General features: G+C 65.0%; 19 protein-coding genes and 2 pseudogenes. 14 read left to right on the top strand and 7 right to left on the bottom strand.

The window, feature by feature from the left end:
* Positions 1-164: 164 nt before the first annotated feature.
* Both rssB and rssC read left to right on the top strand, forming a co-directional pair.
* Positions 165-1,349, top strand: coding sequence for a two-component system response regulator RssB (gene rssB / locus ACQKPE_RS17295; protein ID WP_427667737.1), 1,185 nt, complete (start codon positions 165-167; stop codon positions 1,347-1,349).
* Entirely contained in the window at positions 1,346-1,828 is a 483-nt protein-coding gene (gene rssC, locus ACQKPE_RS17290; protein ID WP_375100156.1) for an anti-sigma factor antagonist RssC, read from the top strand. Before rssB ends, rssC begins: the two co-directional genes overlap by 4 nt.
* Before the next feature lie 62 nt (positions 1,829-1,890).
* On the opposite strand, the gene ACQKPE_RS17285 is transcribed toward rssC, so the two are convergent.
* The 6 genes from ACQKPE_RS17285 to dusA all read right to left on the bottom strand — a co-directional run bounded on the left by ACQKPE_RS17285 (position 1,891) and on the right by dusA (position 8,649).
* A complete protein-coding gene (locus ACQKPE_RS17285) occupies positions 1,891-3,765 on the bottom strand; it encodes an alkaline phosphatase D family protein (protein ID WP_427667711.1) in 1,875 nt (624 codons plus the stop codon).
* Between the two features lie 127 nt (positions 3,766-3,892).
* Positions 3,893-4,645, bottom strand: coding sequence for an ABC transporter ATP-binding protein (locus tag ACQKPE_RS17280; protein WP_427667709.1), 753 nt, complete (start codon positions 4,643-4,645; stop codon positions 3,893-3,895).
* Positions 4,642-5,424: an ABC transporter permease gene (locus tag ACQKPE_RS17275; RefSeq protein ID WP_427667707.1), complete on the bottom strand. Its 783-nt coding sequence runs from the start codon at positions 5,422-5,424 to the stop codon at positions 4,642-4,644. The genes ACQKPE_RS17280 and ACQKPE_RS17275 overlap by 4 nt, the downstream gene beginning before the upstream one ends.
* The gene (locus ACQKPE_RS17270; RefSeq protein WP_427667705.1) at positions 5,421-6,389 is read right to left on the bottom strand and encodes an aliphatic sulfonate ABC transporter substrate-binding protein; all 969 of its coding nucleotides are present in this window, start codon (positions 6,387-6,389) and stop codon (positions 5,421-5,423) included. Before ACQKPE_RS17270 ends, ACQKPE_RS17275 begins: the two co-directional genes overlap by 4 nt.
* Positions 6,390-6,648: 259 nt before the next feature.
* A complete protein-coding gene (gene tal / locus ACQKPE_RS17265; RefSeq protein WP_427667704.1) occupies positions 6,649-7,569 on the bottom strand; it encodes a transaldolase in 921 nt (306 codons plus the stop codon).
* 102 nt (positions 7,570-7,671) lie between these two features.
* Positions 7,672-8,649, bottom strand: a complete 978-nt coding sequence (gene dusA / locus ACQKPE_RS17260; RefSeq protein ID WP_427667702.1) for a tRNA dihydrouridine(20/20a) synthase DusA — start codon at positions 8,647-8,649, stop codon at positions 7,672-7,674.
* Positions 8,650-8,946: 297 nt separating this feature from the next.
* Here dusA and ACQKPE_RS17255 point away from each other — a divergent pair, with 297 nt between their 5' ends.
* Entirely contained in the window at positions 8,947-9,864 is a 918-nt protein-coding gene (locus ACQKPE_RS17255; RefSeq protein ID WP_427667700.1) for a LysR substrate-binding domain-containing protein, read from the top strand.
* Positions 9,865-9,926: 62 nt separating this feature from the next.
* Here the strand turns inward: ACQKPE_RS17255 and ACQKPE_RS17250 are convergent, their stop codons facing one another.
* Positions 9,927-11,630 carry a BCCT family transporter gene (locus tag ACQKPE_RS17250; RefSeq protein ID WP_427667699.1) on the bottom strand — a complete coding sequence of 568 codons (1,704 nt, stop codon included), beginning with the start codon at positions 11,628-11,630 and terminating at the stop codon, positions 9,927-9,929.
* Between the two features lie 331 nt (positions 11,631-11,961).
* Here ACQKPE_RS17250 and ACQKPE_RS17245 point away from each other — a divergent pair, with 331 nt between their 5' ends.
* From ACQKPE_RS17245 to ACQKPE_RS17195, 11 genes and pseudogenes are all read left to right on the top strand, one after another.
* A complete protein-coding gene (locus tag ACQKPE_RS17245) occupies positions 11,962-13,152 on the top strand; it encodes an aromatic ring-hydroxylating oxygenase subunit alpha (protein ID WP_427667698.1) in 1,191 nt (396 codons plus the stop codon).
* Between the two features lie 10 nt (positions 13,153-13,162).
* On the top strand, positions 13,163-14,608 hold the full coding sequence (locus ACQKPE_RS17240) for an aldehyde dehydrogenase family protein (RefSeq protein WP_427667696.1): 1,446 nt from the start codon (positions 13,163-13,165) through the stop codon (positions 14,606-14,608).
* 11 nt (positions 14,609-14,619) lie between these two features.
* A pseudogene (locus tag ACQKPE_RS17235) lies at positions 14,620-14,781 on the top strand (rubredoxin); the annotation flags it as partial.
* On the top strand, positions 14,770-16,008 hold the full coding sequence (locus ACQKPE_RS17230) for an FAD-dependent oxidoreductase (RefSeq protein ID WP_427667736.1): 1,239 nt from the start codon (positions 14,770-14,772) through the stop codon (positions 16,006-16,008). The pseudogene ACQKPE_RS17235 and the gene ACQKPE_RS17230, both read left to right, overlap by 12 nt.
* An 11-nt stretch (positions 16,009-16,019) precedes the next feature.
* Complete coding sequence (locus ACQKPE_RS17225) at positions 16,020-17,345, top strand: NAD(P)/FAD-dependent oxidoreductase (RefSeq protein ID WP_427667695.1); 1,326 nt, start codon at positions 16,020-16,022, stop codon at positions 17,343-17,345.
* Positions 17,342-17,713, top strand: a complete 372-nt coding sequence (locus tag ACQKPE_RS17220) for an ethanolamine utilization protein EutQ (protein WP_427667694.1) — start codon at positions 17,342-17,344, stop codon at positions 17,711-17,713. Before ACQKPE_RS17225 ends, ACQKPE_RS17220 begins: the two co-directional genes overlap by 4 nt.
* A 156-nt stretch (positions 17,714-17,869) precedes the next feature.
* Positions 17,870-19,054 (top strand): hypothetical protein, encoded by a 1,185-nt coding sequence (locus ACQKPE_RS17215; RefSeq protein ID WP_427667692.1) that lies wholly within the window; start codon positions 17,870-17,872, stop codon positions 19,052-19,054.
* 45 nt (positions 19,055-19,099) lie between these two features.
* Positions 19,100-20,275, top strand: a complete 1,176-nt coding sequence (locus tag ACQKPE_RS17210; protein ID WP_427667691.1) for a hypothetical protein — start codon at positions 19,100-19,102, stop codon at positions 20,273-20,275.
* 34 nt (positions 20,276-20,309) lie between these two features.
* The gene (locus tag ACQKPE_RS17205) at positions 20,310-21,440 is read left to right on the top strand and encodes a hypothetical protein (protein ID WP_427667689.1); all 1,131 of its coding nucleotides are present in this window, start codon (positions 20,310-20,312) and stop codon (positions 21,438-21,440) included.
* A 262-nt stretch (positions 21,441-21,702) separates the two neighbouring features.
* Positions 21,703-22,188, top strand: a complete 486-nt coding sequence (locus ACQKPE_RS17200; RefSeq protein ID WP_427667688.1) for a formate dehydrogenase subunit gamma — start codon at positions 21,703-21,705, stop codon at positions 22,186-22,188.
* Positions 22,182-23,060: pseudogene (locus ACQKPE_RS17195) on the top strand (formate dehydrogenase); the annotation flags it as partial. The gene ACQKPE_RS17200 and the pseudogene ACQKPE_RS17195, both read left to right, overlap by 7 nt.
* Positions 23,061-23,135 lie beyond the last annotated feature (75 nt).

Genomic DNA, 23,135 nt, shown 5'->3' with positions numbered 1-23,135 from the left:
CGGATGGGAGTACCGTCTGCGCCTTACAGGGTACCGCTGCTGTTTGCCGGGCAAGTCATCTTGTCCTACAACTTCAAATAGCGTGGTCACAACAGTATTCCTGTAGCCGTTCGTCGGTGTCCCCGATGCCTGCTACACCAACCAAATCGGCGCCGTTCGCCCACATGCAGAAAACCAGTGCAACGCTGCTGATCATCGATGACGACGACGTGGTCCGTGCCAGTCTCGCCGCCTATCTGGAAGACAGCGGTTTCAGCGTCCTTCAGGCCGCTAATGGCCAGCAGGGGCTCCAGGTCTTCGAAGCACACCAGCCCGACCTCGTGATCTGCGATTTGCGCATGCCGCAGATGGGCGGCCTCGAGCTGATCCGCCAGGTCAGTGAGCGTGCCCCGCAACTGCCGGTGATCGTGGTGTCTGGGGCCGGTGTCATGAGCGATGCGGTCGAGGCGTTGCGTCTGGGCGCTGCCGACTACCTGATCAAGCCCCTGGAAGATCTCGCCGTGCTCGAGCATTCGGTGCGCCGCGCCCTCGACCGCTCGCGCCTGGTGCTCGAGAACCAGCGCTACCGTGACAAGCTCGAGGCCGCCAATCGCGAGCTGGAGGCCAGCCTGCACCTGTTGCAGGAAGACCAGACCGCAGGGCGTCAGGTGCAGATGAACATGCTGCCAGAGAAGCCCTGGATAGCGGGCGACCTGTCGTTCGACCACCAGATCATTCCGTCGCTGTACCTGTCGGGCGATTTCACCGATTACTTCCGCGTGGACGAGCGACGCATCGCCTTCTACCTGGCCGATGTCTCGGGCCACGGCGCCTCGTCGGCATTCGTCACCGTGCTGCTGAAGTTCATGACCACCCGGCTGCTGTTCGAATTCAAGCGCAGCGGCCGCATGCGCGAGTTCAAGCCTTCGCAGGTGCTTTCGCACATCAACCGTGGGCTGATCAACTGCAAGCTGGGCAAGCACGTGACCATGGTGGGCGGCGTGATCGACGAAGACACCGGCCTGATGACCTACAGCGTCGGTGGCCACCTGCCGTTGCCGGTGCTGTACAGCGCCGGCCAGGCACGCTACCTGGAAGGTCGTGGCCTGCCGGTGGGGCTGTTCGACGAGGCCAGTTACCAGGACCACGTGCTGGAACTGCCGCCGAGCTTCAGCCTGACCTTGATGTCCGATGGCATTCTGGACCTTTTGCCCGGTGACACACTCAAAGAGAAAGAAGCGACCTTGCCGGAGATCGTCAAGGAAGCGGGGGGTAGCCTGGACGGGCTGCGCCAACGATTCGGATTGGCTACGCTTGGGGAGATGCCGGATGATATCGCCCTATTGGTGTTGAGCAGGAACCTTCAATGAGTACCGGTAGAATCCAGTTCGCCGAGCATAGCGGTACCTTCGTGCTGAAGTTCGTCGGTGAAGTGCGCCTGACCCTGTGTTCGGCGTTGGATGCGACGATCGAGAAGATCTTCACCGCGTTGAATTTCTCGGCCATCGTCATCGACCTGACCGAGACCGAGAGCATCGACAGCACCACCTTGGGCCTGCTGGCCAAGCTGTCGATCCTGTCACGGCAGAAGGTTGGCCTGTTGCCGACCGTAGTGACCACCAACCCGGACATTTCCCGTCTGCTGCAGTCCATGGGCTTCGACCAGGTGTTCAACATCGTCGACCGCCCGTTGCCTTGCCCGGATTGCCTGACCGACCTGCCATCGCAGGATCAGAGCGAGGAAGTGGTGCGCTCCAAGGTGCTGGAGGCGCACAAGATCCTGATGGGCTTGAACGACTCCAATCGCGAGGCGTTCCACGATCTGGTGAGTGCGCTGGAGCGCACCTGATCCACCTCTAGTGTCGGCCTCTTCGCGAGTAAACCCGCGAAGAGGCCGTTTGCGTTTTAAGCTCAGTCGCGTACGAACTCGGTCGCAGGCGTCCCATCGGCATTGAGCTGGAACACCCGTGCTGGCCGCCCCTGCTCATCGAAGAACACCTGCCCCAACCCCGCGCTGTTCCACAGCCGTTCACCCGCGCGGCTGTGGCTGGGCGTGCGTGGCACCACTTGCATCTGTCGGCGCTTGGTGAACCAGTTGAGTGGCGAGCGCGGCGAGTACAGCCAGCGGTTGGCGCGGTCCAGCACGTCCAGCAGGCGCCTGGGGAACTGGTTCTTGATACCGCTGCTGGTAACCTGCCACAGGTGCGGGCTGCGCTCTCGATGGCGGATAAGCACTTCGTAGACGAACGAATAGTGCACGTCGCCCGACAGGATCACGTAGTGCCCCGGGGTGCGCGAATGGCGGAAGATGTTGAGGATTACCTGGGCCGCCCCCCGGTGGGCCATCCAGTTCTCGGCATCCACCAGCAGTGGGTAGCCCAGGGCGCTGAATACCCGCTGTACCGTTTCGATCAGCTTGACCCCGAAGATTGGCGCGGGCGAGACGATCACCGCCGAAGGGTGGTCCAGCAAGGCCTGTTGCAGTTCGCTCAAGGCTTCCCAATCGAGCAGGCCTGACGGCTTCTTCAGGCTGCTTTCGCTGCGCCAGCGGCGTGTGCGGGTGTCCAGCACCAGCAGTGGCGGGTTGCTGGGCAGGTGGTACTGCCAGCCCTGGAAGCGCAGCAGCTCGCCGATCAGCGTATCCAGGGCCTGCCCGTCGAGGCTGCCCGAGGTGGCCGGGAGCGCTGCGCAGGCGCTGGCCAGGGGGGTGCAGGCGTCCGGGTCGTTGCCCCAGCCTTGGCACAACAAGTAGCCGAGCAGGGCATTGCCGATGATGCGCCGTGAGAACGGGTGGCCGTAGGCGGTTTCCTCCCACTGCGCCGAGAGGTTCCAGTCGTCGGTGATGTCGTGATCGTCGAAGATCATCAGGCTCGGCAGGTGGGCCATGACTCGCGCTGCCTGCCCCAGGCCATCGCGGAACGCTTCGATCAGCGGCAGTTCCTGCCGGTAGCGTTCCTGGCGCTGGGGTGTCAGCGCTTCGGGCATGCTCAGGCTGACCAACGACCACGGGGTTGGCGACCAGGCCAGCAGGTACATGGCCATGACTTCGGCGAAGGTCACCAGGTGGTTGTCGGCATTGCTCGACGAGAAGATCGGCTTGCGCTTGCCCCGGAAGAAACGCCGGCGCAGGGGTTCGCTTTCTTCTTCGGCAGGCAGCAGGTCGGCGCGGTGGTAATAGCAGGCGGGGTGGCTGTAAAGCGCGCTGCCGTTGTCGACCAAGGCGCCGTCCAGAGGCTCGTCGAACAGACCCAGGTGGACGATTAGCTCATGGATGGCACGCAGCATGGGGCCGGCGACATCGTCGGCGTAGACCTGGTCGCCAGTCATCATCAGCAGGGCAGGGCGCTGGTTGGGCTGCTCGCAAGTCTGCAGCAGGCGGTCGGCACACAGCAGGCCATCGGCGACCGGGTGGTGTGGCTTGCGACACGAGCCGTGAAGCACCTGCTCGAGACGTTCGCGCAGCACGAAGCTTGGGCGCCGAGTGCCGGAGTAGAGCAGGTGCGGTGCCCACTCGGCGATGCCTTGGTCAGCCAACCGCAGGTCATAGTCGATGGCCACGTCGGTGGGCAGTGCGGTGTCGAGGCGCACGTCTATCAACTGGATATAGGCGTGGCGGCCGATGGCAACGACCGTGCGCTTCAGCGGTACGCTCATGGCAGGCGAACCCGGCAGCGACAGCTGCAGTTCGGGTTCAATCGGTGTCGTGGTGACCAGCCAGAGTGCCAGGCGGGTGGGTTCGAGGCGACGCAGCAGGGGGCCGGCGAGGACCAGGGGTAGATCGGGCATCAGAAGCTCATAGGGTGAGTTTGAGGGCCCTGGCGCGGGCTTTTTCCGCGATAAGGCCCTGAAGTCGATCAGCGATGCTGCGGACTCCACTCCTGTGACACAACCCAGATATGTTTCAATTTATTGCTCAAATAGCCCGCGCGCCTTGCAAGGCTTCCAATGCCTGGTTGCGCAGGCGCCCCAGCAGCTCGTCACGACGATCCCGCGGGTAGCCAAGCGGAACGTGCAATTCCCGGCACACCTTCCCAGGCCGGTTGCCGATCACCAGCACCCGGTTGCTCAGGTACAGTGCCTCGTCCACATCATGGGTGACCACCAGCAGGGCGATACGGTGCCGTCGTGCCAGGTCCAGCAACAGGTCCTGCAACTTGAATCGGGTAAAGGCATCCACCGCGCTGAATGGCTCGTCGAGCAGCAGCAACTGCGGTTGCCCATAGAGCCCGCGGGCGATCGCCACCCGCTGCGCCATGCCGCCAGAGAGCTGCTTGGGCAGAGCCTCGGCGAAGCCGCCCAGGCCCACTTCTTCGATCAGCCCGGTGACCCGTGCGCGGTCGTATTGACGCCCATCGCTGAAGCCGATGTTGTCCGCCACGCTCAGCCAGGGCATCAGCCGCGGCTCCTGGAAGATGAACCCGACGTGGTCCGGGCGCGTGCGCAGCTCTCCGTCGAAGTCCCGGTCCAGCTGGGCGACCAGCCGCAGCAAGGTGCTCTTGCCGCAACCGCTGGGCCCCAGCAGGCTGACGACCTCGCCGGGTTGCAGGCGCAGCGCCAGTTGGCCGAGCACGGGAACGTCGCCGAAGGCCTTGCCTTCGACGCGCAGCTCCAGCAGCGGTGGTTGTTGCGTATCGACGGCGGGCGTCACGCGTTGCACCAGGTTCATGATCGCGCTCCTTGTTCTGCGCCGTCGAAGGTGTCGCGCCAGGCCAGCCAGCGTTTTTCCAGGCCCGCCAGCAGGCCGTCGCTGAGCTTGCCGAGCAGGGCCAGGACGATGATTGCAGCCAGCACCAGGTCGGGCCGTGAGGTTTCCCGGCCATCGCTGAGCAGGTAGCCCAGGCCGCGGGTGGCGGCGATCAGCTCGGCCGCCACGAGGAACATCCAGCTCAGGCTCAGGGCGCTGCGCAGGCCGGTGAACACGCCGGGAAAGGCAGCCGGCAGCAGGATGCGCCGCGCCAGCCGCGCCGGGCCGAAGCCATACATGCGCCCCACTTCCACCAGCTTGCGGTCGATGTTGCGGATCGCCGCCACGCCGTTCAGGTACACCGGGAAGAACGCGCCAATGGCGATCAGCACGACCTTGCTGGTCTCGCCGATGCCCAGCCACAGCAGCAACAGCGGCACCCAGGCCAGGCTCGGAATGGCGCGCAGGCTGGCGAAGGTCGGCTCCAGCCAGGCCTCGGCCTCGCGGCTCAGGCCCACCCCGGCGGCGAACAACAGGCCGAGGCTGGCGCCAATGGCGAAGCCGGCGAGCACGCGGCTAAGGCTGGCGCCCACGTGTTTCCACAGGGCACCGTCGGCCAGTTGCACCAGGGTCTGGAACACCTCGCTGGGCGCGGGCATCTGGTAGGAAGCGATCCAGCCTAGGCGCACCACGGTTTCCAGTAGAACGATGATGCCCAGAGGCAGGGCCAGGCCCTTCAGGCGTTTGCCGAACCCACTCATGGTTTGATACTGGCCACGCCGAATTCAGGTTCGATCAATTGGTCGATCACCTGGTTCACGTTGACCCCGCGCTTGACCAGCTCCTCGGCCACCAGCACCGGTGCGGCAGCCTTGGAGGCGGCGATGTCGGCGGTGGTCAACTGCGGGGCCGACAGGTCGGTGCGCGACAGTTGCAGCTTGGCCACGTCCAGCGGCAGCTTGGATTCATCCGCCAGCAGCTTGGCGAATTCCTCGGGGTGGGCGATGGCCCAGTTGCGCGCCTGTTCGTAGGCCTTGATCACCGTGGCGATGGTTTGCGGGTGCTGCTTGGCGAAGGGCTCGGTGACGCTGACCACGCCGTAGCTGTTGAAGTCCTTGTTGCGGTACAGCAGGCGCGAGCCGGCTTGCAGCTCGCTGGCGGCCATGTGCGGGTCGAGCCCGGCCCAGGCGTCGACATCGCCTTTCTCAAGCGCCGTGCGGCCATCCGGGTGTTGCAGGTGCAGCAGCTCGACGTCGTCCTTGGCAATGCCTGCGCCGGCCAGGGCGCGCAGGGTGAACAGGTAGGGGTCGGTGCCCTTGGTGGCGGCGATTTTCTTGCCCTTGAGGTCGGCGAGGGTCTTCAGCGGCGAGTCCTTGCGCACCACCAGGGCGGTCCATTCGGCGCGGCTGTAGACATACACCGACTTGATCGGGCTGCCATTGGCCCGGGCCAGTACGGCAGACAGGCTGGCGGACGAGCCGAAGTCGGCGCCGCCGCTGTTCAGGTATTCCAGGGAGCGGTTGCTGCCCTGGCTGAACACCCAGGTCACCTTCGAGTCCGGCAGGGCTTTTTCCAGCCAGCCGAAATGCTTGAGCACCAGGCTGACGGGTGAGTAGTAGGCGTAGTCCAGGCGCACTTCCTTGGGCGCGGTTTCGGCGTGGGCGAGGGTACTGAGGCCGAGCAGGGTGACGCTGGCGAGCAGCTTGAAGGAGCGCAACAGAGACATGGGGATGATCCGATCTGATAGGGATCATGGATCATTGCAGGCGCCGTGCCACCAAGCGTGGGTGCCTGGTTTCAAGGCTTTCAGGGCTTTATCGGTAGGCGAGGGTGTTTGGCGAGGGGCAAAGTGTTGATGTGCTGTTGCTCTATCAACAATGTCGCTGTGAAGCGATTACGAAAAAGCCCGCTCTCACAGGGCTGCATGCTCAGCGTTCCCTGTGAGAGCGGGCTTGTCCCGCGATAAGGCTGTCAGGCCAAGTGCATTACTTGCTCAGCAGCGCTTCGAGTTTTTCCTGGTCGCGGGCGAACTGGCGAATACCTTCGGCCAGTTTCTCGGTACCCATGGCATCTTCGTTCATCGCCCAGCGGAACTGGCTTTCGTTCAGTTGCTGCTTCGCCTCGCCGGTGTTGCCCGGCTTGAGGATGCGCGGCAGCTGGCCCTGGTCGTCGCTCAGCTGTTGCAGCAGTTCCGGGCTGATGGTCAGGCGGTCGCAGCCGGCCAGTTGCTCGATCTGGCCGATGTTGCGAAAGCTTGCGCCCATCACCACGGTGTTGTAGCCGTTGGTCTTGTAGTAGTCGTAGATGCGCGTCACCGACTGCACACCCGGGTCTTCGGCGCCGACGTATTCCTTGCCGGTACTCTTCTTGTACCAGTCGTAGATACGGCCCACGAACGGCGAGATCAGAAACACCCCCGCATCGGCACAGGCCTGGGCCTGGGCGAAGGAGAACAGCAGGGTCAGGTTGGTCTGGATGCCTTCCTTCTCCAGCTTCTCGGCAGCGCGGATACCCTCCCAGGTGGAGGCCAGCTTGATCAGCACGCGGTCGCGCTTGATATCGGCCGCTTCGTACAGCTCGATCAGCTGGCGGGCCTTTTTCAGCAGCGCGGCTTCGTCGAACGACAGGCGCGCATCCACCTCTGTGGAGATACGCCCCGGAATGACCTTGAGAATGCGCGCGCCCACGGCCACCGCGAACTTGTCGCAGGCCAGGTCCACATTGCCCTTGGCCTCGGCCTTGACCTGCTTGAGCAGGTCGGCGTAACCGGGAATCGCTGCGGCCTTGAGCAGCAGCGAGGGGTTGGTGGTGGCATCGACCGGCTTGAGGCGGGTGATGGCGTCCAGGTCCCCGGTGTCGGCGACCACGGTGGTGAACTGCTTGAGTTGTTCCAGCTTGGAGGTCATGGGCGTGCTCTGTCCTGTGCAATGTTTCGACATTACCCGCGGCTACCTCGCGGGGCAATACCGACCGTCAAGCTTCGAGCCCAGTGCCTGCCCAAGGTTCCGTCAGCGACCCTGCAACAGCTCGGCGGCCTGGTCCAGCACGGCCAGCGGGTTGTCGGTCTTGTGGATGTCTGCCGACAGCAGCTGGCGGAAGCGCCGTGCACCGGGGAAGCCTTGGCCGAGCCCGAGGATGTGCCGGGTGATGTGATGGATCGCGCCGCCACTTGCCATGTGCGCGACGATGTAGGGGCGCAACCGCTCCAGCGCTTCGCTGCGGCTCACCACTGGCGCGTCGCTGCCGAACAGTTGTTGGTCGACCTCGGCCAGCAGGTAAGGGTTGTGGTACGCCTCGCGGCCGAGCATCACGCCGTCGAAGGTTTGCAGGTGGGTGCGGCATTCGTCGAGGGTCTTGATGCCGCCATTGAGGACGATTTCCAAGTCCGGGAAGTCGGCTTTCAGTTGCGCCGCCACGTCGTAGCGTAGGGGCGGAATTTCGCGGTTTTCCTTGGGCGACAAGCCTTCGAGGATGGCGATGCGGGCGTGCACGGTGAAGCTCTTGCAGCCCGCCTCGCGCACTTGCCCGACGAAGTCGCACAGCTCGGCATAGCTGTCGCGGCCGTTGATGCCGATGCGGTGCTTGACCGTCACGGGAATCGCCACGGCATCGCGCATGGCCTTGACGCAGTCGGCCACCAGCGCCGGGTGGCCCATCAGGCAGGCGCCGATCATGTTGTTCTGCACCCGATCGCTGGGGCAGCCGACGTTCAGGTTCACTTCGTCGTAGTTGGCATCCTCGGCAAGGCGGGCGCAGGCGGCGAGGTCCGCCGGCACGCTACCGCCCAGTTGCAGGGCCAGGGGGTGTTCGCTGTCGTCGTGGCGCAGGAAACGGGCGGCGTCGTTGTGGAGGAGGGCGCCGGTGGTGACCATTTCGGTATAGAGCAGGGTGTGGCGCGAGAGCAGGCGCAGGAAGAACCGGCAGTGGCGGTCTGTCCAGTCCATCATGGGTGCAACGGAGAACCTGCGCGATGGCTCAGGCCGCATGTTCTGTGGGTTTGAAGCAGTTTCTACAGGCATCTTCGGATACGCATTCTGTACCAATAGTGCAGCCAGCGCGGTGTGACAGGCACGTCCGACACTGCAAACCATGGCGAGGCTCGAGCGGAAGCGAGGTGGCGGGAGCAGCCTGTGGGGCGACGCAGACCGGCCTCGAAAAGGCCAGCAGTCTACCAAGACTGCGAGTTCTTCGCTTGATTGCCAGACGTCTCACACTGTGCCCAACCACCCCCACTCGGTAGAATGCCCCACGCTGCAATAATAAGAACAACCGGTACCCTGCCCGTGAAAATCCAACCGCTGCCCCCCTTGCACAGCCTGATCGCGTTCGAGTCCGCTGCTCGCCATCTAAGCTTCACCCTTGCCTCCAAGGAGCTGAACGTCACCCAGGGCGCGATCAGCCGCCAGGTGCGCCTGCTCGAGGAGTACCTGGGCCAGGCGCTGTTCACCCGCACCACCCGCACCATGAGCCTGACGCCCACCGGTGTGCAGTACTACGACAGTGTGCGCGAAAGCATGCTGCGTATCGCCCGCACCACCGGCGAGATCCGCCAGTGGCGGGGCGACCAGCAGGTGACCGTGGCCACCAGCACCGCCATGGCGTCGCTGTGGCTGCTGCCCAAGGTGGTGGAGTTCCAGAGCCAGCACGAAGACATCGACCTGCGCATCATCGCCCACGACCACGTGAAGGATTACTCGCGCCTGGAAAGCGACCTGGCACTGTACTACTGCAACACCGCGCCCAAGGGCATGGACGTGACGCCATTGTTCTCCGAGGAGGTGTTCCTGGTATGCAGCCCGGCCTACCTGGCGCGCAACCCGGGGCTTGCCAGCATTGACGGGCTGAGCGCCTGCACCTGGCTGTGGCTGGAGGATTCGCAGCGTGACTGGATCGGCTGGCCAGAGTGGTTCCGGCGTCTGGGCCATGAGCCGCTGACACCCCGGCATCGGGTCAATATCAACAGCTACAGCATGGTGATCCAGTCGGCCATCAGTGGGCAGGGCGTGGCGCTGGCGTGGAACAAGCTGGTCGACGATGCGCTGGCCACCGGTGCGCTGGTCAAACCCAACGACCTGGTGGTGCGCACCGATGCGCAGTTCTGTTTGCTGGAGAGCCCCAGCGAACGCGGGCCACGGGAGAGTGTGCGGTTGTTCCGCGAGTGGTTGATGGCGCAGCCTTCGGTGCAGGGCGCGCTGACTTGAGGTGAACGAAAGCGGGGCCGCATTGGCGGCCCCGCTTCAGTTCATGCGTGAGTCATTCGGTTTCAGCTGGCTTTCTTCGCCGTCAACCCACCACTGAGGTCGCCGTCCTGCACCACCGTGCTTACCGCCGCGACCGCCAGCGAACCGGGCTCGTGCACGATGTCACGCCCAGCGGGCGGCATCGGCAGAATCGCCACCAGCGGCTCGCTGCGCAGGCTGCGCATCAGCGTGTAGCTGATCAACAGGATGAACACGGCAATCGGCAGGCCCGCGGCGATGGTCGCCATCTGGATCGCCTTCAACCCCCCGGCCAGCAGCAACCCCGTGGCGATGGCGCCTTCCAGCACACACCACAACAAGCGGATGCTGCCGGGCGGGTTGGTACTGCCCAGTGCGTTCAAGGTACACAGCACCTGGGTGCCGGAGTCGGCCGAGGTGATGAAGTAGGTGGCCAGCAGGATGCACACCAGCACGCTCAGCGCCTTGCCGATCAAGCCGGCGTCGATGGTGTGCAGCAGGCTGAACATCGCGGCGGTGGTTTCCTGCTTGGTCGCCAGCAATACCGTACCGCCCTCGAACTTGGCCTCTTCGCCCTGCAACTGCGCCGCCGCCACGTGCTGCTCGTGGCGCTGGCGGTCGGTCTGTTCGCTCTTGAGCGCCGCGCCGCCGAACACCGACATCCAGATGATGGTCACCACGGTAGGCACCAGTAGGGCACCGGCAATCAGCTCGCGAATGGTACGGCCCTTGGAGATGCGTGCGATGAACAGCCCCACGAACGGGCCCCAGGTCATCCACCACGGCCAGTAGAAGGCCGTCCACCAGTTCTGCCAGCCGCTGTCTTTCTGGGTGTCGCTCCAGAAGCTCAGGCCGACCACGCTCTGGGCATAGTCGCCGGTGCTTTCCAGCATCAGGTTGAGGATGTAGCGGGTCGGGCCCAGCAACAGCACCAGTACCACCAGCACCACCGACAGCAACATGTTCCACTCCGACAGCCGTTTCATACCGCGCGACACGCCAGACATCACCGACACCGTGGTGACGATGGTGATGACCACGATCAAGGCGATCTGCACGCCCAAACTAATGGGCAGGTCGAATACCTGGGCAAGGCCAGTGTTCATCTGCACCACGCCCAGCCCCAGCGACTGGGATACGCCGAAGGCCGTGATGACCACCGCGAGAATGTCCACCACATGGCCGATGGGGCCATAGATGCGCTCGCCGATCAGCGGGTAGAGGATCGAGCGCATGGTCAGCGGCAGGCCCTTGCGGTAGGCGAAATATGCAAGGCCCAGGCCGACGATGGTGAAGATCGCCCAAGGGTGCAGGCCCCAGTGGAACAGGGTCAGGCGCATGGCGGCGGTGGCCGCTTCGTCGGTCAGGCCCTTGGCCAGTGGGTTGCCCGCGTAGTGCCACATGGGCTCGGCCACCGACCAGAAGATCAGACCGATGCCCATGCCGCCGCTGAACAGCATGGCGATCCACGAGCCGAAGCTGAACTCCGGCTTGTCGTCGTCACGCCCCAGGCGAATGTGCCCGAAGCGGCTGAACATCAGGTAGATCAACAGGCCCAGCACGCCGGTGACGCTCAGCAGGTAGAACCACTTGAAGTTGTTGAGGATGAAGTCGGAGGCATGTTGGAAGGCGACGCCAGCCTGTGCGGCGAACAGCGCGCAAAACAGCACGAAGGTGATGACGGCCACCAGCGAAATGCTGGTCACGGTAGGGTTTAGGCCTTTGAACAGGCCTGATTCAGCACGCATTGAGTGTCCCCTTTTTGTTCTTGTAAGGGTTTTGTCTTGTGGCGCCACGGCGTACCGGGCGTGGCAACAAAATGGTCGAGCCGGGCGGGCGCGACAAACTATTTGTTGTCATCAACTCATTACCTTTAATCACTAATTGGTAACGCCACGGCATTGCTATACTGCCGATTTTTAGAGGCGTGTCGGTACTGGATATGACCAGGTCGATTTGTGATTAATAGTAATAAATAAGTGCCACATAAATCGTTTGTTCGCACCCCGCGCTCTTGCTGAAACTGCGGCCCAGGCATCGAGGCCAAGCCTGCCGTGCAAACCACAAGAGAGAACAACAATGACAATCGCCACCGATTCGCGCCTGATCCCCGTCCATAGCCTGGAAACCGTCCTGGCGCCCATCCACCAGGCCCATGGCCTGACCAACGAGTTCTATACCGAGCAGCGCTACTTCGAACTGGAGCGCGACCAGGTACTGGGCAAGAACTGGGCGTGCATCGGCTTTGCCAGCGACCTGCCGCGCAACGCCTACGTAAAGCCAGTGGACTTCATGGGCCTGCCGCTGCTGATGATGCGCAACCGCGAAGGCCTGGTGCAGGTGTTCCATAACGTCTGCAGCCACCGTGGCGTGAAGCTGGTGCAGGCGCCGGGCGACGTGCAGGGCGTGATCCGCTGCCCCTACCACTCCTGGACCTACGACCTGAACGGCGGCCTGAAGGGCACCCCGCACGTGGGTGGCATCAACCAGCACAAGGACGAGCGTTTCGCCTGTGAGAAGCATGGCCTGAAGGCGCTGCGCAGCACGATCTGGATGGACATGGTGTTCGTCAACCTGTCCGGCGACGCCCCGGCCCTGGAAGAGCAGTTGGCGCCGCTGACCGAGCGCTGGAGCCAGTTCCTCGGCACCGACGGCATGGGCCTGATGCGCCGCGAAGCCGACAGCGGCGCCATGGCCATCGAGGTGAACTGCAACTGGAAGCTGGCGGTGGAGAACTACTGCGAGGCCTACCACCTGCCGTGGGTGCACCCGAGCCTGAACAGCTATTCGCGCCTGGAAGACCACTACAACATCATGTTCGAGCAGTTCGCCGGCCAAGGCAGCCATGCCTACAACCTGTCGGACGTCGCCGGCACCCACCTGCCGATGTTCCCGGCCTGGCCGAAGGACCGCCTACGCACCGCCGAGTACGTGGCGTTCTTCCCCAACGTGCTGCTGGGAATCCAGGCCGACCATGCCTTCGCCATGATGCTCGAGCCGATCGCGCCGGGTAAGACCGTCGAGCACCTGCGCCTGTTCTACGTGGGCGACGAAGCCCTGGACAGCCGCTTCGAGGTGGCACGCAAGTCGGTAATGGAGTCGTGGCGCGTGGTGTTCGCCGAGGACATCGCCTCGGTCGAAGGCATGCAGAAGGGCCGTCACTCCCCAGGCTACGGCGGCGGTGCGTTCTCGCCGGAAATGGACCTGCCGACCCACTATTTCCACAAGTGGGCGGCCAACCAGCTGCTCGACTGCGCACGCAAGGCCTGAGGGGGTGACCATGTATCCGATCGCAGCCCATTGGCTGAACTTCATCGACGGCCAGTGGGCCGACAGCGAACGCTGCATTACCGTCAATAACCCCGGCACCGGCCAGCCTGTGGCGAGCATCGCCCAGGCCTCGGTCGACGATGCCGAGCGCGCTTTGCAGGCGGCCCGGCGTTGCGCCGACAGTGGCGTGCTGACCCGCGCCCGGCCTGCCCAGCGGGTGGCCTGGCTGCTGGAGATCGCCGCGCAGATTCGCGCGGTGGTCGAGGAGGGCGCCTGGGTGCTGTGCCAGGAAAACGGCAAGCGCCTGCAGGATGCCCGCGACGAATTCATCGAAGCGGCGCGCTATTTCGAGTACTACGCCGGCATGGCCGACAAGATCGAAGGCACCTCCATCCCTCTGGGCAACGGCTACATGGACTTCACCCTGTACGACCCCATGGGCGTGTCGTTGCAGATCGTGCCGTGGAACTTCCCGGTGTCGATCTGCGCCCGCTCGCTGGCGCCAGCGCTGGCGGCTGGCAATGCGGTGCTGGTGAAGTCGCCGGAGCTGTCGCCGCTGGGTCTGTGCGTGCTGTTCCAGGCCATCGAGCGGGCTGGCTTGCCGCAAGGCGCGGTCAACCTGATCTGTGGGCGTGGCCGTGAGGTCGGCGCCCACTTGGCGGGGCACCCCGATGTCGACCAGATCGTCTTCACCGGCTCCGTCGGTACCGGCCAGAGCATCCTGCGGGCTGCCGCCGAATACGCCATTCCCAGCGTGATGGAGCTGGGCGGCAAGTCGGCGGCGCTGGTATTCGCCGACGCTGATCGCGAGCAACTGATCGCCAGCGTGCGCAACGGCATTTTCTTCAACGCAGGGCAGGTGTGCTCGGCCATGTCGCGCTTGCTGGTGCAGCGCGAGGTGTACGAAGAAGTGGTGGCGCAGGTGGTGGCCATGGCCGAGGGGCTGCGCGTCGGCCAGGGGCAGGACGACTCCGACCTGACCCCGGTGATCAGCGCCGGCCAGCTCGAAGGCATCCAGGCGCTGTGCCAGCGCGCCCAGGCACAAGGTGCCGTGGTGGCTAGCGGTGGCGATGCGATTGGCGGGCTGGGCGGGCATTTCATGGCGCCCACGGTGCTGCGCGACGTCACGCCAGACATGGAAATCGCCCAGGCCGAGGTGTTCGGGCCAGTGCTGGCGATCATTCCCTTCGACACCGAGGAGCAGGCCATCGCCATCGCCAATGGCACCGACTTCGGCCTGGTGGCCGGGGTGTTCACCCAGGACCTCAACCGCGCGCTGCGTTGCGCCCGGCGCCTGTGTGCAGGCCAGGTGTTCATCAACGAGTGGTATGCCGGCGGCATCGAGACGCCGTTCGGTGGCGTGGGGCTGTCCGGCTTTGGCCGCGAGAAGGGCCAGGAAGCGCTCTACAGCTATGTGCGAACCAAGAACCTGGCTGTGCGCATCCAGGGTGAATGAGGGCGGCATCGATGAAAAAGTGGCTGTGCATCATCTGTGGCCTGATCTATGACGAAGCCCTGGGTTGGCCGGACGACGGTATTGCCGCCGGCACCCGCTGGGAAGACGTGCCCGAGGACTGGCTGTGCCCGGAATGCAAGGTTGGCAAGGCCGATTTCGAGATGATCGAAATCACCGAGCCGGTGCCCGCGGTGGCCACCCCGTTGGTCGCCGTGGCGCCGACGCCTGCCCCGGCTCGCGTGGAGCCCGCCCAGCCAGTGGTGATCATCGGCAGCGGCCACGCCGGCTACGGCCTGGCCCAGGCTCTGCGCAAGGCCAGCCCTAACCTGGATATTCGCGTGCTCACCCAGGAAAGTGGGCACCTGTATTCCAAACCGGCGCTGTCCATCGCCCTGGCCCAGGGACGTAACGCTGCGTCCTTGGCCAGCGAAAGCCCGTTCGCCCTGGAGCGTCGCCTGGGCATTCGCATACACGCCCACTGCCAGGTCGAGCGCATCGACACCCAGGCACGGCGGCTGTACACCAACCTGGGGGAAATCGAATACGGCCAGTTGGTGCTGGCCAGCGGTGCCTCGCCGGTGCGCCTGGCCATCGAAGGGGATGCCCAGATGCTCAGCATCAACAACCTGCACGACTACGACGCCTTCCGCCAGCGCCTGGCGGGTATTCGTCAGGTGGCGATCCTCGGCGACGGGCTGATCGGCTGCGAGTTCGCCAACGACCTGGCCAGCAGCGGTTACCAGGTGCGGGTGATCGGCCTCGGCGCCTGGCCGATGGAGCGCTTGCTGCCCGAACCTGCCGGGCGCGCATTGCAGCAGGCGCTGTCGGCGCTGGGCGTGCAGTGGAACCTGGGCACCACCGTGCAACGCATCGAGCGCCAGGGCGAGGGTTACCAGTTGCGCCTGGCCGATGGCTCGCAGGTGCAGGCCGACCTGGTGTTGTCTGCCGTGGGCTTGCGGCCGAATGTGGAACTGGCCCGTGACGCGGGCCTGGCCTGCGGACGAGGCATCCAGGTGGACGAGCTGTTGCGCACCTCGCACCCCGGCATCTACGCCCTGGGCGACTGCATCGAGATCGACGGTCAGCTGCTGCCTTACCTGGCGCCGATCAACGAAGGCGTGCGCGCACTGGCCAATACCCTGCTGGGCCAGCCAACTCCGGCCAGCTACCCGCTGGCGCCGGTCACGGTAAAAACCCCGGCCGCGCCCTTGTGCCTGCTGCCGCCACCGCCCGACTGCGTCGGCCAATGGCAATGGGAGCCGACCGACGATGGCCTGAGCGGCGGGTTCCACGGCCCTGAAGGCACGTTGCACGGCTTCATCCTGCTGGGGCGTCAGGCCCAGTCGAACCGTAGCGCCTGGCTGCAACGCTGCCAGGCCACCCACACGCAAGTGGCCTGAGGGCCGAAACCATGAACAGCATTGTCAAACTGCCACACGATGACCACAGCTGCGGCTGGTACGCCGCCTTGCCCGAACCCTTGCCGCCGCGGTGCTTGAGCGGTGCGCACAAGGCCGACCATGTGGTGGTCGGCGCAGGCTTCGCCGGCCTGGCCGCCGCCCGCCGCCTGGCCAGCCACATGCCCCAGGCGCGCATCCTGCTGGTCGACGCCCAGCGCATCGGCTACGGCGCCTCGGGGCGCAACTCCGGCTTCGTCATCGACCTGCCGCACAAGTTCGCCCTGGAACATCCCAACCCTGAGCACAAGCAGCGCCTGCTCAGCCTCAACCGCGCCGCCATCGATCAACTGCAAGGCTTGATCCAGCACCATGCTATCGACTGTCAGTGGTCCCACGCCGGCAAGTTCCAGGGTGCAGTCGGCCCGCGCGGGCTGGCCTACCTGGACCACTTCAGGACATTGATGGACGACCTCGGCGAACCCTATGAAGTGGTCGAACGCCAGGCGCTGGCCGAAGTCCTGGGCACCCAGCACTACAGCCGCGCCATCTACACCCCGGGTTGCTACCTGATGCAACCGGCGGCCTTGGTCCGTGGCCTGGGGGAATCGCTGCCGGGCAACGTCGAGGTGTACGAGGAGTCGCCCATCCAGCGCCTTGAGAAAACCGCTGGCGGCTGGCGCCTGCATGGCAACCAGGGGCATATCGACACCCCGCAGGTGCTGCTGGGCACCAGCATCTTCACCCAGGAGTTCGGCTACCTGCGCAACCGCCTGCTGCCGGTGATGACCTTCGCCAGCTGGACCCGCCCGCTCAGCGACGCCGAGATGGCGCGTATCGGCGCCCAGGCCGACTGGGGCCTGACCCCGGCCGACCACGCCGGCACCACCGTGCGCATGACCCAGGATCGCCGCCTGATCATCCGCAACACCTACCGCCACGTACCGCGTTATGGCCGCAGCGTGGATGAGGCCACCCGCCGACGCATCCGCCAGGACCACCAACAAGCCCTGCTGGCCCGCTACCCGCAACTGGCCGAAGTGCCATTCACCCACACCTGGGGTGGGGCGTATGCGATTTCGCGCAACTTCACCAACTTCTTCGGGCAACTGGAAGACGGGGTGTTCGCCACTGCCTGCGACAACGGCGTGGGCGCGGCCTGGGGCACCATTTCCGGTACGTTGCTGGCCGACCTGGCGGTGGGCGCGGGCGGTGCGCAGCTCGCTGCGATCCAGGCGGTTACCGGCATGCCCTCACGCAACCCGCCCGAGCCGTTCCTTGGCCTTGGGGTGAGTACGCGCATCCGCTGGGCTGCCTGGAACAGCCGGAGCGAGCTATGAGCCGCACGCCGACGGGCAAGGGCCCGGTGCGCTTGGTCGACCATCGCGACCTGGCCTTCACCCCGCGTGGCGGGCCGCCGGGGGCAGCGTTCGTGGCGCGGGCGCTGGACAGCGAAGTGTCGCCCAACATCGGCGTGGGCTTCGCCCGCTGGGAGGGCGCCGAAGTGGCCTGGACGTTGTTGTATGACGAGGTGTTGTTCGTCATCGAGGGCTGCTTCGAGCTCAAGGCCAATGGCGAGCATTACCAGGTTCGGCCCGGGCAGATGCTGTGGATCCCCGAGGGCACGGAGCTGGTGTATGGCGGGCACGCGTTGTTCGGCTACGTGGTGCATCCGGGGGACTGGAAGCAGCGGCACGGTTTGCACTGAGCACTGCTGATTCGGCCACATACCGTTCGATCTTCCGTCGACGGTGCTGTGCCGCCGGTCAGTCCCGGCGGATCCGAAACCTGCGAACGGTACTTCCCTTGCTGGCCTCAGGCGTGATATCAAAACGATATTATTGATGCCAAGCGAGGGAACGCCATGTCAGTGTCGGATACGTTAGGGGAAGGCTGGGAGTGGATCAAAGACGGCGCCGACCACGTCTGGATCGGCCTCGATGACGCCGCCAGCGGCTGGGGCGAGTTCTTCACCGGCAGCCGCAAGGCCAAGGTCGAAGCCGCCCAGCGGCGCTTCGGCTACATGGTCGAGGACATCCAGGCCCTCGGTGCGCTGGTCAACCTCATGGCCGACAGCCATCGCCAGGTCATCCAGGCCCTGGCCGAGCAGGCGAGCACCTTTGGCGAGGTGTTCGGCTTCGATCCGCGCGACCCGCAAATCGATGTACTGCGCGTGACCAGCGTGGCCTCCGGAGTACTGGGCACCGCCTCCGGGCTGACCGCCACCGGGGCCTTGGCGTTCGCGGGCGCGGCGCGGGTATGGGCGATGATGGCCCCGGCGCGTATCGGTGTTCAGGCGGCCTCCAGCGAATTGCTGGTGGCGGGCAACGTGATCCGTGTCGGTACCACGGCGGCGGAAACCGCCAGCGTGGTCGCCAGCGGTGGTGGCCTCATCACTGGCGTCGCGGCGCGGGCCGTCAGCGTTGCCATGGCGGCCGGCAAGGCAGCCGTGGTGACGGCGGTCATCACCACGGTGTTGCAGACCGTACTGCAGGGGCTGGAGGTCGCGGCGCTGAGGCGCCAGGCCCTGCGCATCGAGGAAGAGGTCGACAAGCTCAAGGGCCTGCTGCACTCGATGGCAGGCGATATCGAGGCCTTGGTGAACGAATTGAAGGTCACCTACGACGGCCTCGCCGCTCTGGAAGGCGGCTGCCACGTGGTGATCGACAGCGCCAGCGGGCGGCGTCTGGAGCTGGAAACCTTCTACGACCGGGTAAAACGCCTGCTGCCGCTGATCGAAGAGCAGGGCTCGGAAAACCGCGACCCGTTCCAGAGCCTGCGCGACAAGCTCGAAACCGACCACAAGGCGATCCGCGACACGCTGCTGGGCGCGATCAACAAGAACATCGTCGCCCTCGGCACCGCCAAGGACACCCTGGCCCGCGCCGCCGCCGCGCTGCGTGGCGGTGTGCCCCTGGAGCAGGCCAAGGCGATCTTCCCGCTGCCAGCGCCCCTGCTGGAGAAACTCGCAGCCTTCATTGCCGAGCACCCAGGCGAACCCCGCCTGGTGCTCAGTGGCGCGGGCCAGTTCGACATCGTGCCGGCCTGATGCCGGTATGCGTGACATACACACCACCACGAGAGGATGAGCGGTATGGGCAGCATTTTTAGCGATATCGGCGACAGCATCGGCATCGGCCTGACCGACGCCAAGGACGGAGTGCTGGAGCAGTTCAGCGGTGATCGCAAGGCCAAGTTGGTGGCCGCACAGCGCCAGCTGGAGCTGATGGCCAAGGACCTTCAGGATACCCAACCAATCTTCAACGAGCTGAACCAGGCCTACACCGAAGTGCTGCAAACCCTGGTGTTACAGGCCGAGAAGTTCAAGGGCACCTTCGAGTTCAACGCCTCGGGTACCGCAGTGGACGTGCTGCGCGTGGCGTCGGCCATCGGCTTTACCCTCGGCGCCGTTGGCAGTGGCGTGGCCGCGATCGCCTGGGTGCCGGGCAAAGTGCTGTACTACGGGGCGCGGCTGTGGGCGCTGTTCACCCCGGCACGCAGCACGCTGGCCGCCACCGAAGTGGAAATGCTGGTGGTGAACATCGCCGCGCGGGGTGCCACCACCGCAGCGGAAGGCGCCAATACCGTCAGCGGCGCGCTCAGGGTGGGCAGCAGCATGGCCCGGTTCGGTGCGCAACTGGGCAAGATCACCTTGGTGATCGGCATCGTGACGTCGCTGTTCCAGGTGGTGCTGGGCGGCATCGAAGTGGCGCACATGCGCAATGCGCAAAAAGAAATCGATGGCCACCTGGCGGAATTGAAGAAGCTGCTGCCGGAGCTTCAGAAGGAATTCGACGCTGTCGTCGCGACCCTCAAGGAAACCTACGAACAGCTGGTGCCGGAGGTCGATGGCAAGCACGTACTGGTGGTCGGTGAAGGCAGTGCGCAGAAACGCCTGGTGCTGGAAGACTTCTTCGCCGACATCCGCAGCGTCACCCAGGCCATCGAGAACCAGGGCCATGAAGACATGACCGCCTTCCAGAACCTGCGTGCGCGTCTCTCGGCCAACAACGCGCTGCTGCGCACCACCCTGGTACCTAAGATCAACGCCTCGTCGGTGGACGTGAGCACCCTCGGCGAGAAGGTGCTGATTGCCTTCAAGGCCTTGGCCAGCGGGGTGCCGATCACCGTGGTGGAGACCTTCGCCGGGCTCGACAAAGGGTTGCTGGAGCAATTGGATGCCTTCCGCGTGCAGAACCAGGGCAACGGCAAGCTGCCCAAGTTGCAACTGGACGGCAAGGGCAACCTGAGCATCGGCGCTGCCGCCTGATCGCTCTCACGTACCCTTCAGGAGGTTCACTCACGTGATCAGTTTCAGCGATATCGCAACCGCCGCAGACGACGTGGTCCAGGGCCTGGACGAAGCGCTGCGGCCCACCCGCGCCCGGGCCCTGCGCCAGGCCAGCCAGCGCCTGGGCTACTTGCTCGACAACATCGTCGACAGCCAGCAGTTCCTCGACAACGCCGTGCTGATGCTGCGCCAGGTGGCCGACCAGGTCGCGCTCGAGGTGGTCGACCTGCGCAAGGTGCTGCCGGCCAGCGAGCACAGCCGCGATGTGCCCTGGGAAGTGCTGCGCGGCTTTCGCAACGGCATGAGCACGTTCAAGACGATCTTCAAAACCGTGGGCTACGCCAGTACCGGGGGGCTCTACATCGCCCAGTTGAGCGTGCTTTCGGTCAGCCGCCTGCTCACCACCGTCAAGCCTGTACAGGATGGTATCGAGATGGTCCGCCTGGGTATCGCGGCCAGTCCGGTGACTTCCAGCCTGGTGGTCACCGGGCGGGCGGCGACCCTCGCCCGGCTCGCCCGCTGTGCCGAGGTGTTCGGCAAGATCGCGTCGATGCTCGGCGTAGTGGTGAACATCTGCGAGGTGATTCTGAAGGCCAGGGGCGTGGCCGAGATGCGCGGCTACAAGCAGCAGATCGACGACAACATCAAGGCCCTAAACGACGAACTGCCGCAACTGGGCAAGTCCATCGAGGAACTGGTCGAGGTCATGCAGTCGTTGTACCTGCCCCTGGCCCTTCAGGAGGGCGGCAAACATGTGGCGCAGGACTCGCGTGGGCACCGCCTGGTGTTGGAAGACTTCTTCGCCGCTATCCGCAGCCTGCCGGAGGTGCTCGAGGCGCACGGCAGCGAAGGGCGCGACCAGGTGCGTGCACTGATCGTGCGGCTGTACGACCAATCGGCCCTGGCCCGGGCCGCCTTCGTCGAGGGCAGCCACCAGCGCCAGCATGGTTTGGCGGTGTTCAAAGCGCAGGTCGACACCGTGGTGCCGGCGCTGCGTAGTGGGGTCACGCTCGAGCAGGCCAGGGGCATCTTCAGCTTGATCCCAGATACCTTGCTCGATGACCTTGCCCAAGCGGCGAAGCAGCCCTCGGCACCACGTCTGGAGCTGGATCACCTGGGGGAAATTCACGTACGCGCGGTCTGAAACAGGACGATCAGGGCGGGGGATTGGTCCCTACCCTTGGTCGGTTTCAGGATGCGACTTGTCGCTCGTATACAACCTTCTATCCTGATCGGTGCCATGCTAGCAGGATGCCCACGGATTAATTGCACATAGAGGCAATGGCCTGGGCAGGGAGGGGAGCCGTGCCCTCAAGACCGTGCAAAAGGACGGCTCGCCACAGCAGAACACCGCCAGACAGCTGCCCGCACGCACCGGGTGGGGTCGGGATGCCGAGGTCCGCTGTATGCCTGATGAGACGTCTTACCTGCCTTTGATTCACCGTGTGCTGGACAGCCACAAGGCTATGCCCGGCGCGCTGCTGCCGATTCTCCATGCCATCCAGAAAGGCGCAGGCTTCGTGCCGGATGCTGCCGTCCCTGAGATCGCCCATGCCCTGAACCTCAGCCTTGCCGAGGTGCGTGGGGTGATCAGCTTCTACCACGACTTCCGTACCTCGCCACCGGCACGCCACACCGTGCGCCTGTGCCGCGCCGAGTCGTGTCAGAGCCGTGGCGCCGAGGCCCTGGCCGCGCAACTGCGCGAGCAGCTGGGCCTGGACGACCATGGCACCAGCGCCGACGGTGCGGTGAGCTTGCGGCCGGTTTACTGCCTGGGCGCCTGCGCCTGTTCGCCAGCCCTGGAGCTCGATGGCCAGCTGCATGCGCGGGTCACCCCAGAGCGCCTGCGCGAGCTGGTCGAAGGCTGCCGGGTGGAGGTGGGCGCATGCTGAAGCTATTCGTTTCCTGTGATTCGGTGGCCCGCGCGGTGGGTGCCGACCGCGTCGCTGACGCCCTGTCGAAAGACGCCACGCTCCAGGTGCAGCGCACTAGTTCCCGTGGCTTGTACTGGCTGGAACCCTTGGTGGAGCTCGAAACCGCCGAGGGACGCCAGGGCTTTGGCCCGGTTGCCCTCGAGGACGTACCCGGCCTGCTCGATGCCCTTGGCAGCGCACCAGCCGAGCACCCGCTGGCGCTGGGGCTGGTCGAGAACATCCCCTATCTGAAGAGCCAGCAGCGCCTGCTGTTCGCCCGCGCCGGCATCACCCGCCCGCTGTCGCTGGACGACTACCGCGCCTACGACGGTTTCGAAGGCCTGCGCCAGGCCACGCTGATGCCGGCCGACGACGTGGTCGCCGCCGTGCTCGACTCCGGCCTGCGTGGCCGTGGCGGCGCGGCGTTCCCGGCGGGTATCAAGTGGCGCACCGTGCGCCAGGCACCTGCCGGGCAGAAGTACGTGGTGTGTAATGCCGATGAAGGCGACTCCGGCACCTTCGCCGACCGCATGCTGATGGAAGGCGACCCCTTCCTGCTGATCGAAGGCATGATCATCGCAGGCCTCGCAGTGGGTGCGAGCAAAGGCTACATCTATGTGCGCTCGGAGTACCCCGACGCCATTCATGCACTCAACGAGGCAGTGCTGCTGGCCCGAGAGGCGGGCTACCTGGACGTGACCGGCAGCGGCGTGGCCTTCGACCTGGAAGTGCGGGTAGGCGCTGGCGCCTATATCTGCGGCGAGGAAACCGCACTGCTCGAATCCCTCGAAGGCAAGCGCGGGATCGTGCGGGCCAAGCCGCCACTGCCCGCGCTCGAAGGCCTGTTCGGCTACGAGTAGGAGCAGGGGCGCGAAGTATCTAGGATCGCCGGCTCCTAACAACCCGCATCAAGGGAACAAGAATGA

It is taken from the genome of Pseudomonas sp. NPDC089554 (assembly GCF_050280645.1).
Classification (GTDB): domain Bacteria; phylum Pseudomonadota; class Gammaproteobacteria; order Pseudomonadales; family Pseudomonadaceae; genus Aquipseudomonas.
The sequence above is the reverse complement of the archived record's forward strand: the minus strand, read 5'-3'. Positions and strand labels throughout refer to the sequence as shown.

What these genes read in the sequence shown, in the direction of transcription:
- rssB (WP_427667737.1), top strand. Translation starts at nt 165, where the DNA reads ATGCAGAAAACCAGTGCAACGCTGCTGATCATCGATGACGACGACGTG.
- rssC (WP_375100156.1), top strand. Translation starts at nt 1,346, where the DNA reads ATGAGTACCGGTAGAATCCAGTTCGCCGAGCATAGCGGTACCTTCGTG.
- ACQKPE_RS17285 (WP_427667711.1), bottom strand. Translation starts at nt 3,765, where the DNA reads ATGCCCGATCTACCCCTGGTCCTCGCCGGCCCCCTGCTGCGTCGCCTC.
- ACQKPE_RS17280 (WP_427667709.1), bottom strand. Translation starts at nt 4,645, where the DNA reads ATGAACCTGGTGCAACGCGTGACGCCCGCCGTCGATACGCAACAACCA.
- ACQKPE_RS17275 (WP_427667707.1), bottom strand. Translation starts at nt 5,424, where the DNA reads ATGAGTGGGTTCGGCAAACGCCTGAAGGGCCTGGCCCTGCCTCTGGGC.
- ACQKPE_RS17270 (WP_427667705.1), bottom strand. Translation starts at nt 6,389, where the DNA reads ATGTCTCTGTTGCGCTCCTTCAAGCTGCTCGCCAGCGTCACCCTGCTC.
- tal (WP_427667704.1), bottom strand. Translation starts at nt 7,569, where the DNA reads ATGACCTCCAAGCTGGAACAACTCAAGCAGTTCACCACCGTGGTCGCC.
- dusA (WP_427667702.1), bottom strand. Translation starts at nt 8,649, where the DNA reads ATGCGGCCTGAGCCATCGCGCAGGTTCTCCGTTGCACCCATGATGGAC.
- ACQKPE_RS17250 (WP_427667699.1), bottom strand. Translation starts at nt 11,630, where the DNA reads ATGCGTGCTGAATCAGGCCTGTTCAAAGGCCTAAACCCTACCGTGACC.
- ACQKPE_RS17245 (WP_427667698.1), top strand. Translation starts at nt 11,962, where the DNA reads ATGACAATCGCCACCGATTCGCGCCTGATCCCCGTCCATAGCCTGGAA.
- ACQKPE_RS17240 (WP_427667696.1), top strand. Translation starts at nt 13,163, where the DNA reads ATGTATCCGATCGCAGCCCATTGGCTGAACTTCATCGACGGCCAGTGG.
- ACQKPE_RS17230 (WP_427667736.1), top strand. Translation starts at nt 14,770, where the DNA reads ATGATCGAAATCACCGAGCCGGTGCCCGCGGTGGCCACCCCGTTGGTC.
- ACQKPE_RS17225 (WP_427667695.1), top strand. Translation starts at nt 16,020, where the DNA reads ATGAACAGCATTGTCAAACTGCCACACGATGACCACAGCTGCGGCTGG.
- ACQKPE_RS17220 (WP_427667694.1), top strand. Translation starts at nt 17,342, where the DNA reads ATGAGCCGCACGCCGACGGGCAAGGGCCCGGTGCGCTTGGTCGACCAT.
- ACQKPE_RS17215 (WP_427667692.1), top strand. Translation starts at nt 17,870, where the DNA reads ATGTCAGTGTCGGATACGTTAGGGGAAGGCTGGGAGTGGATCAAAGAC.
- ACQKPE_RS17210 (WP_427667691.1), top strand. Translation starts at nt 19,100, where the DNA reads ATGGGCAGCATTTTTAGCGATATCGGCGACAGCATCGGCATCGGCCTG.
- ACQKPE_RS17200 (WP_427667688.1), top strand. Translation starts at nt 21,703, where the DNA reads ATGCCTGATGAGACGTCTTACCTGCCTTTGATTCACCGTGTGCTGGAC.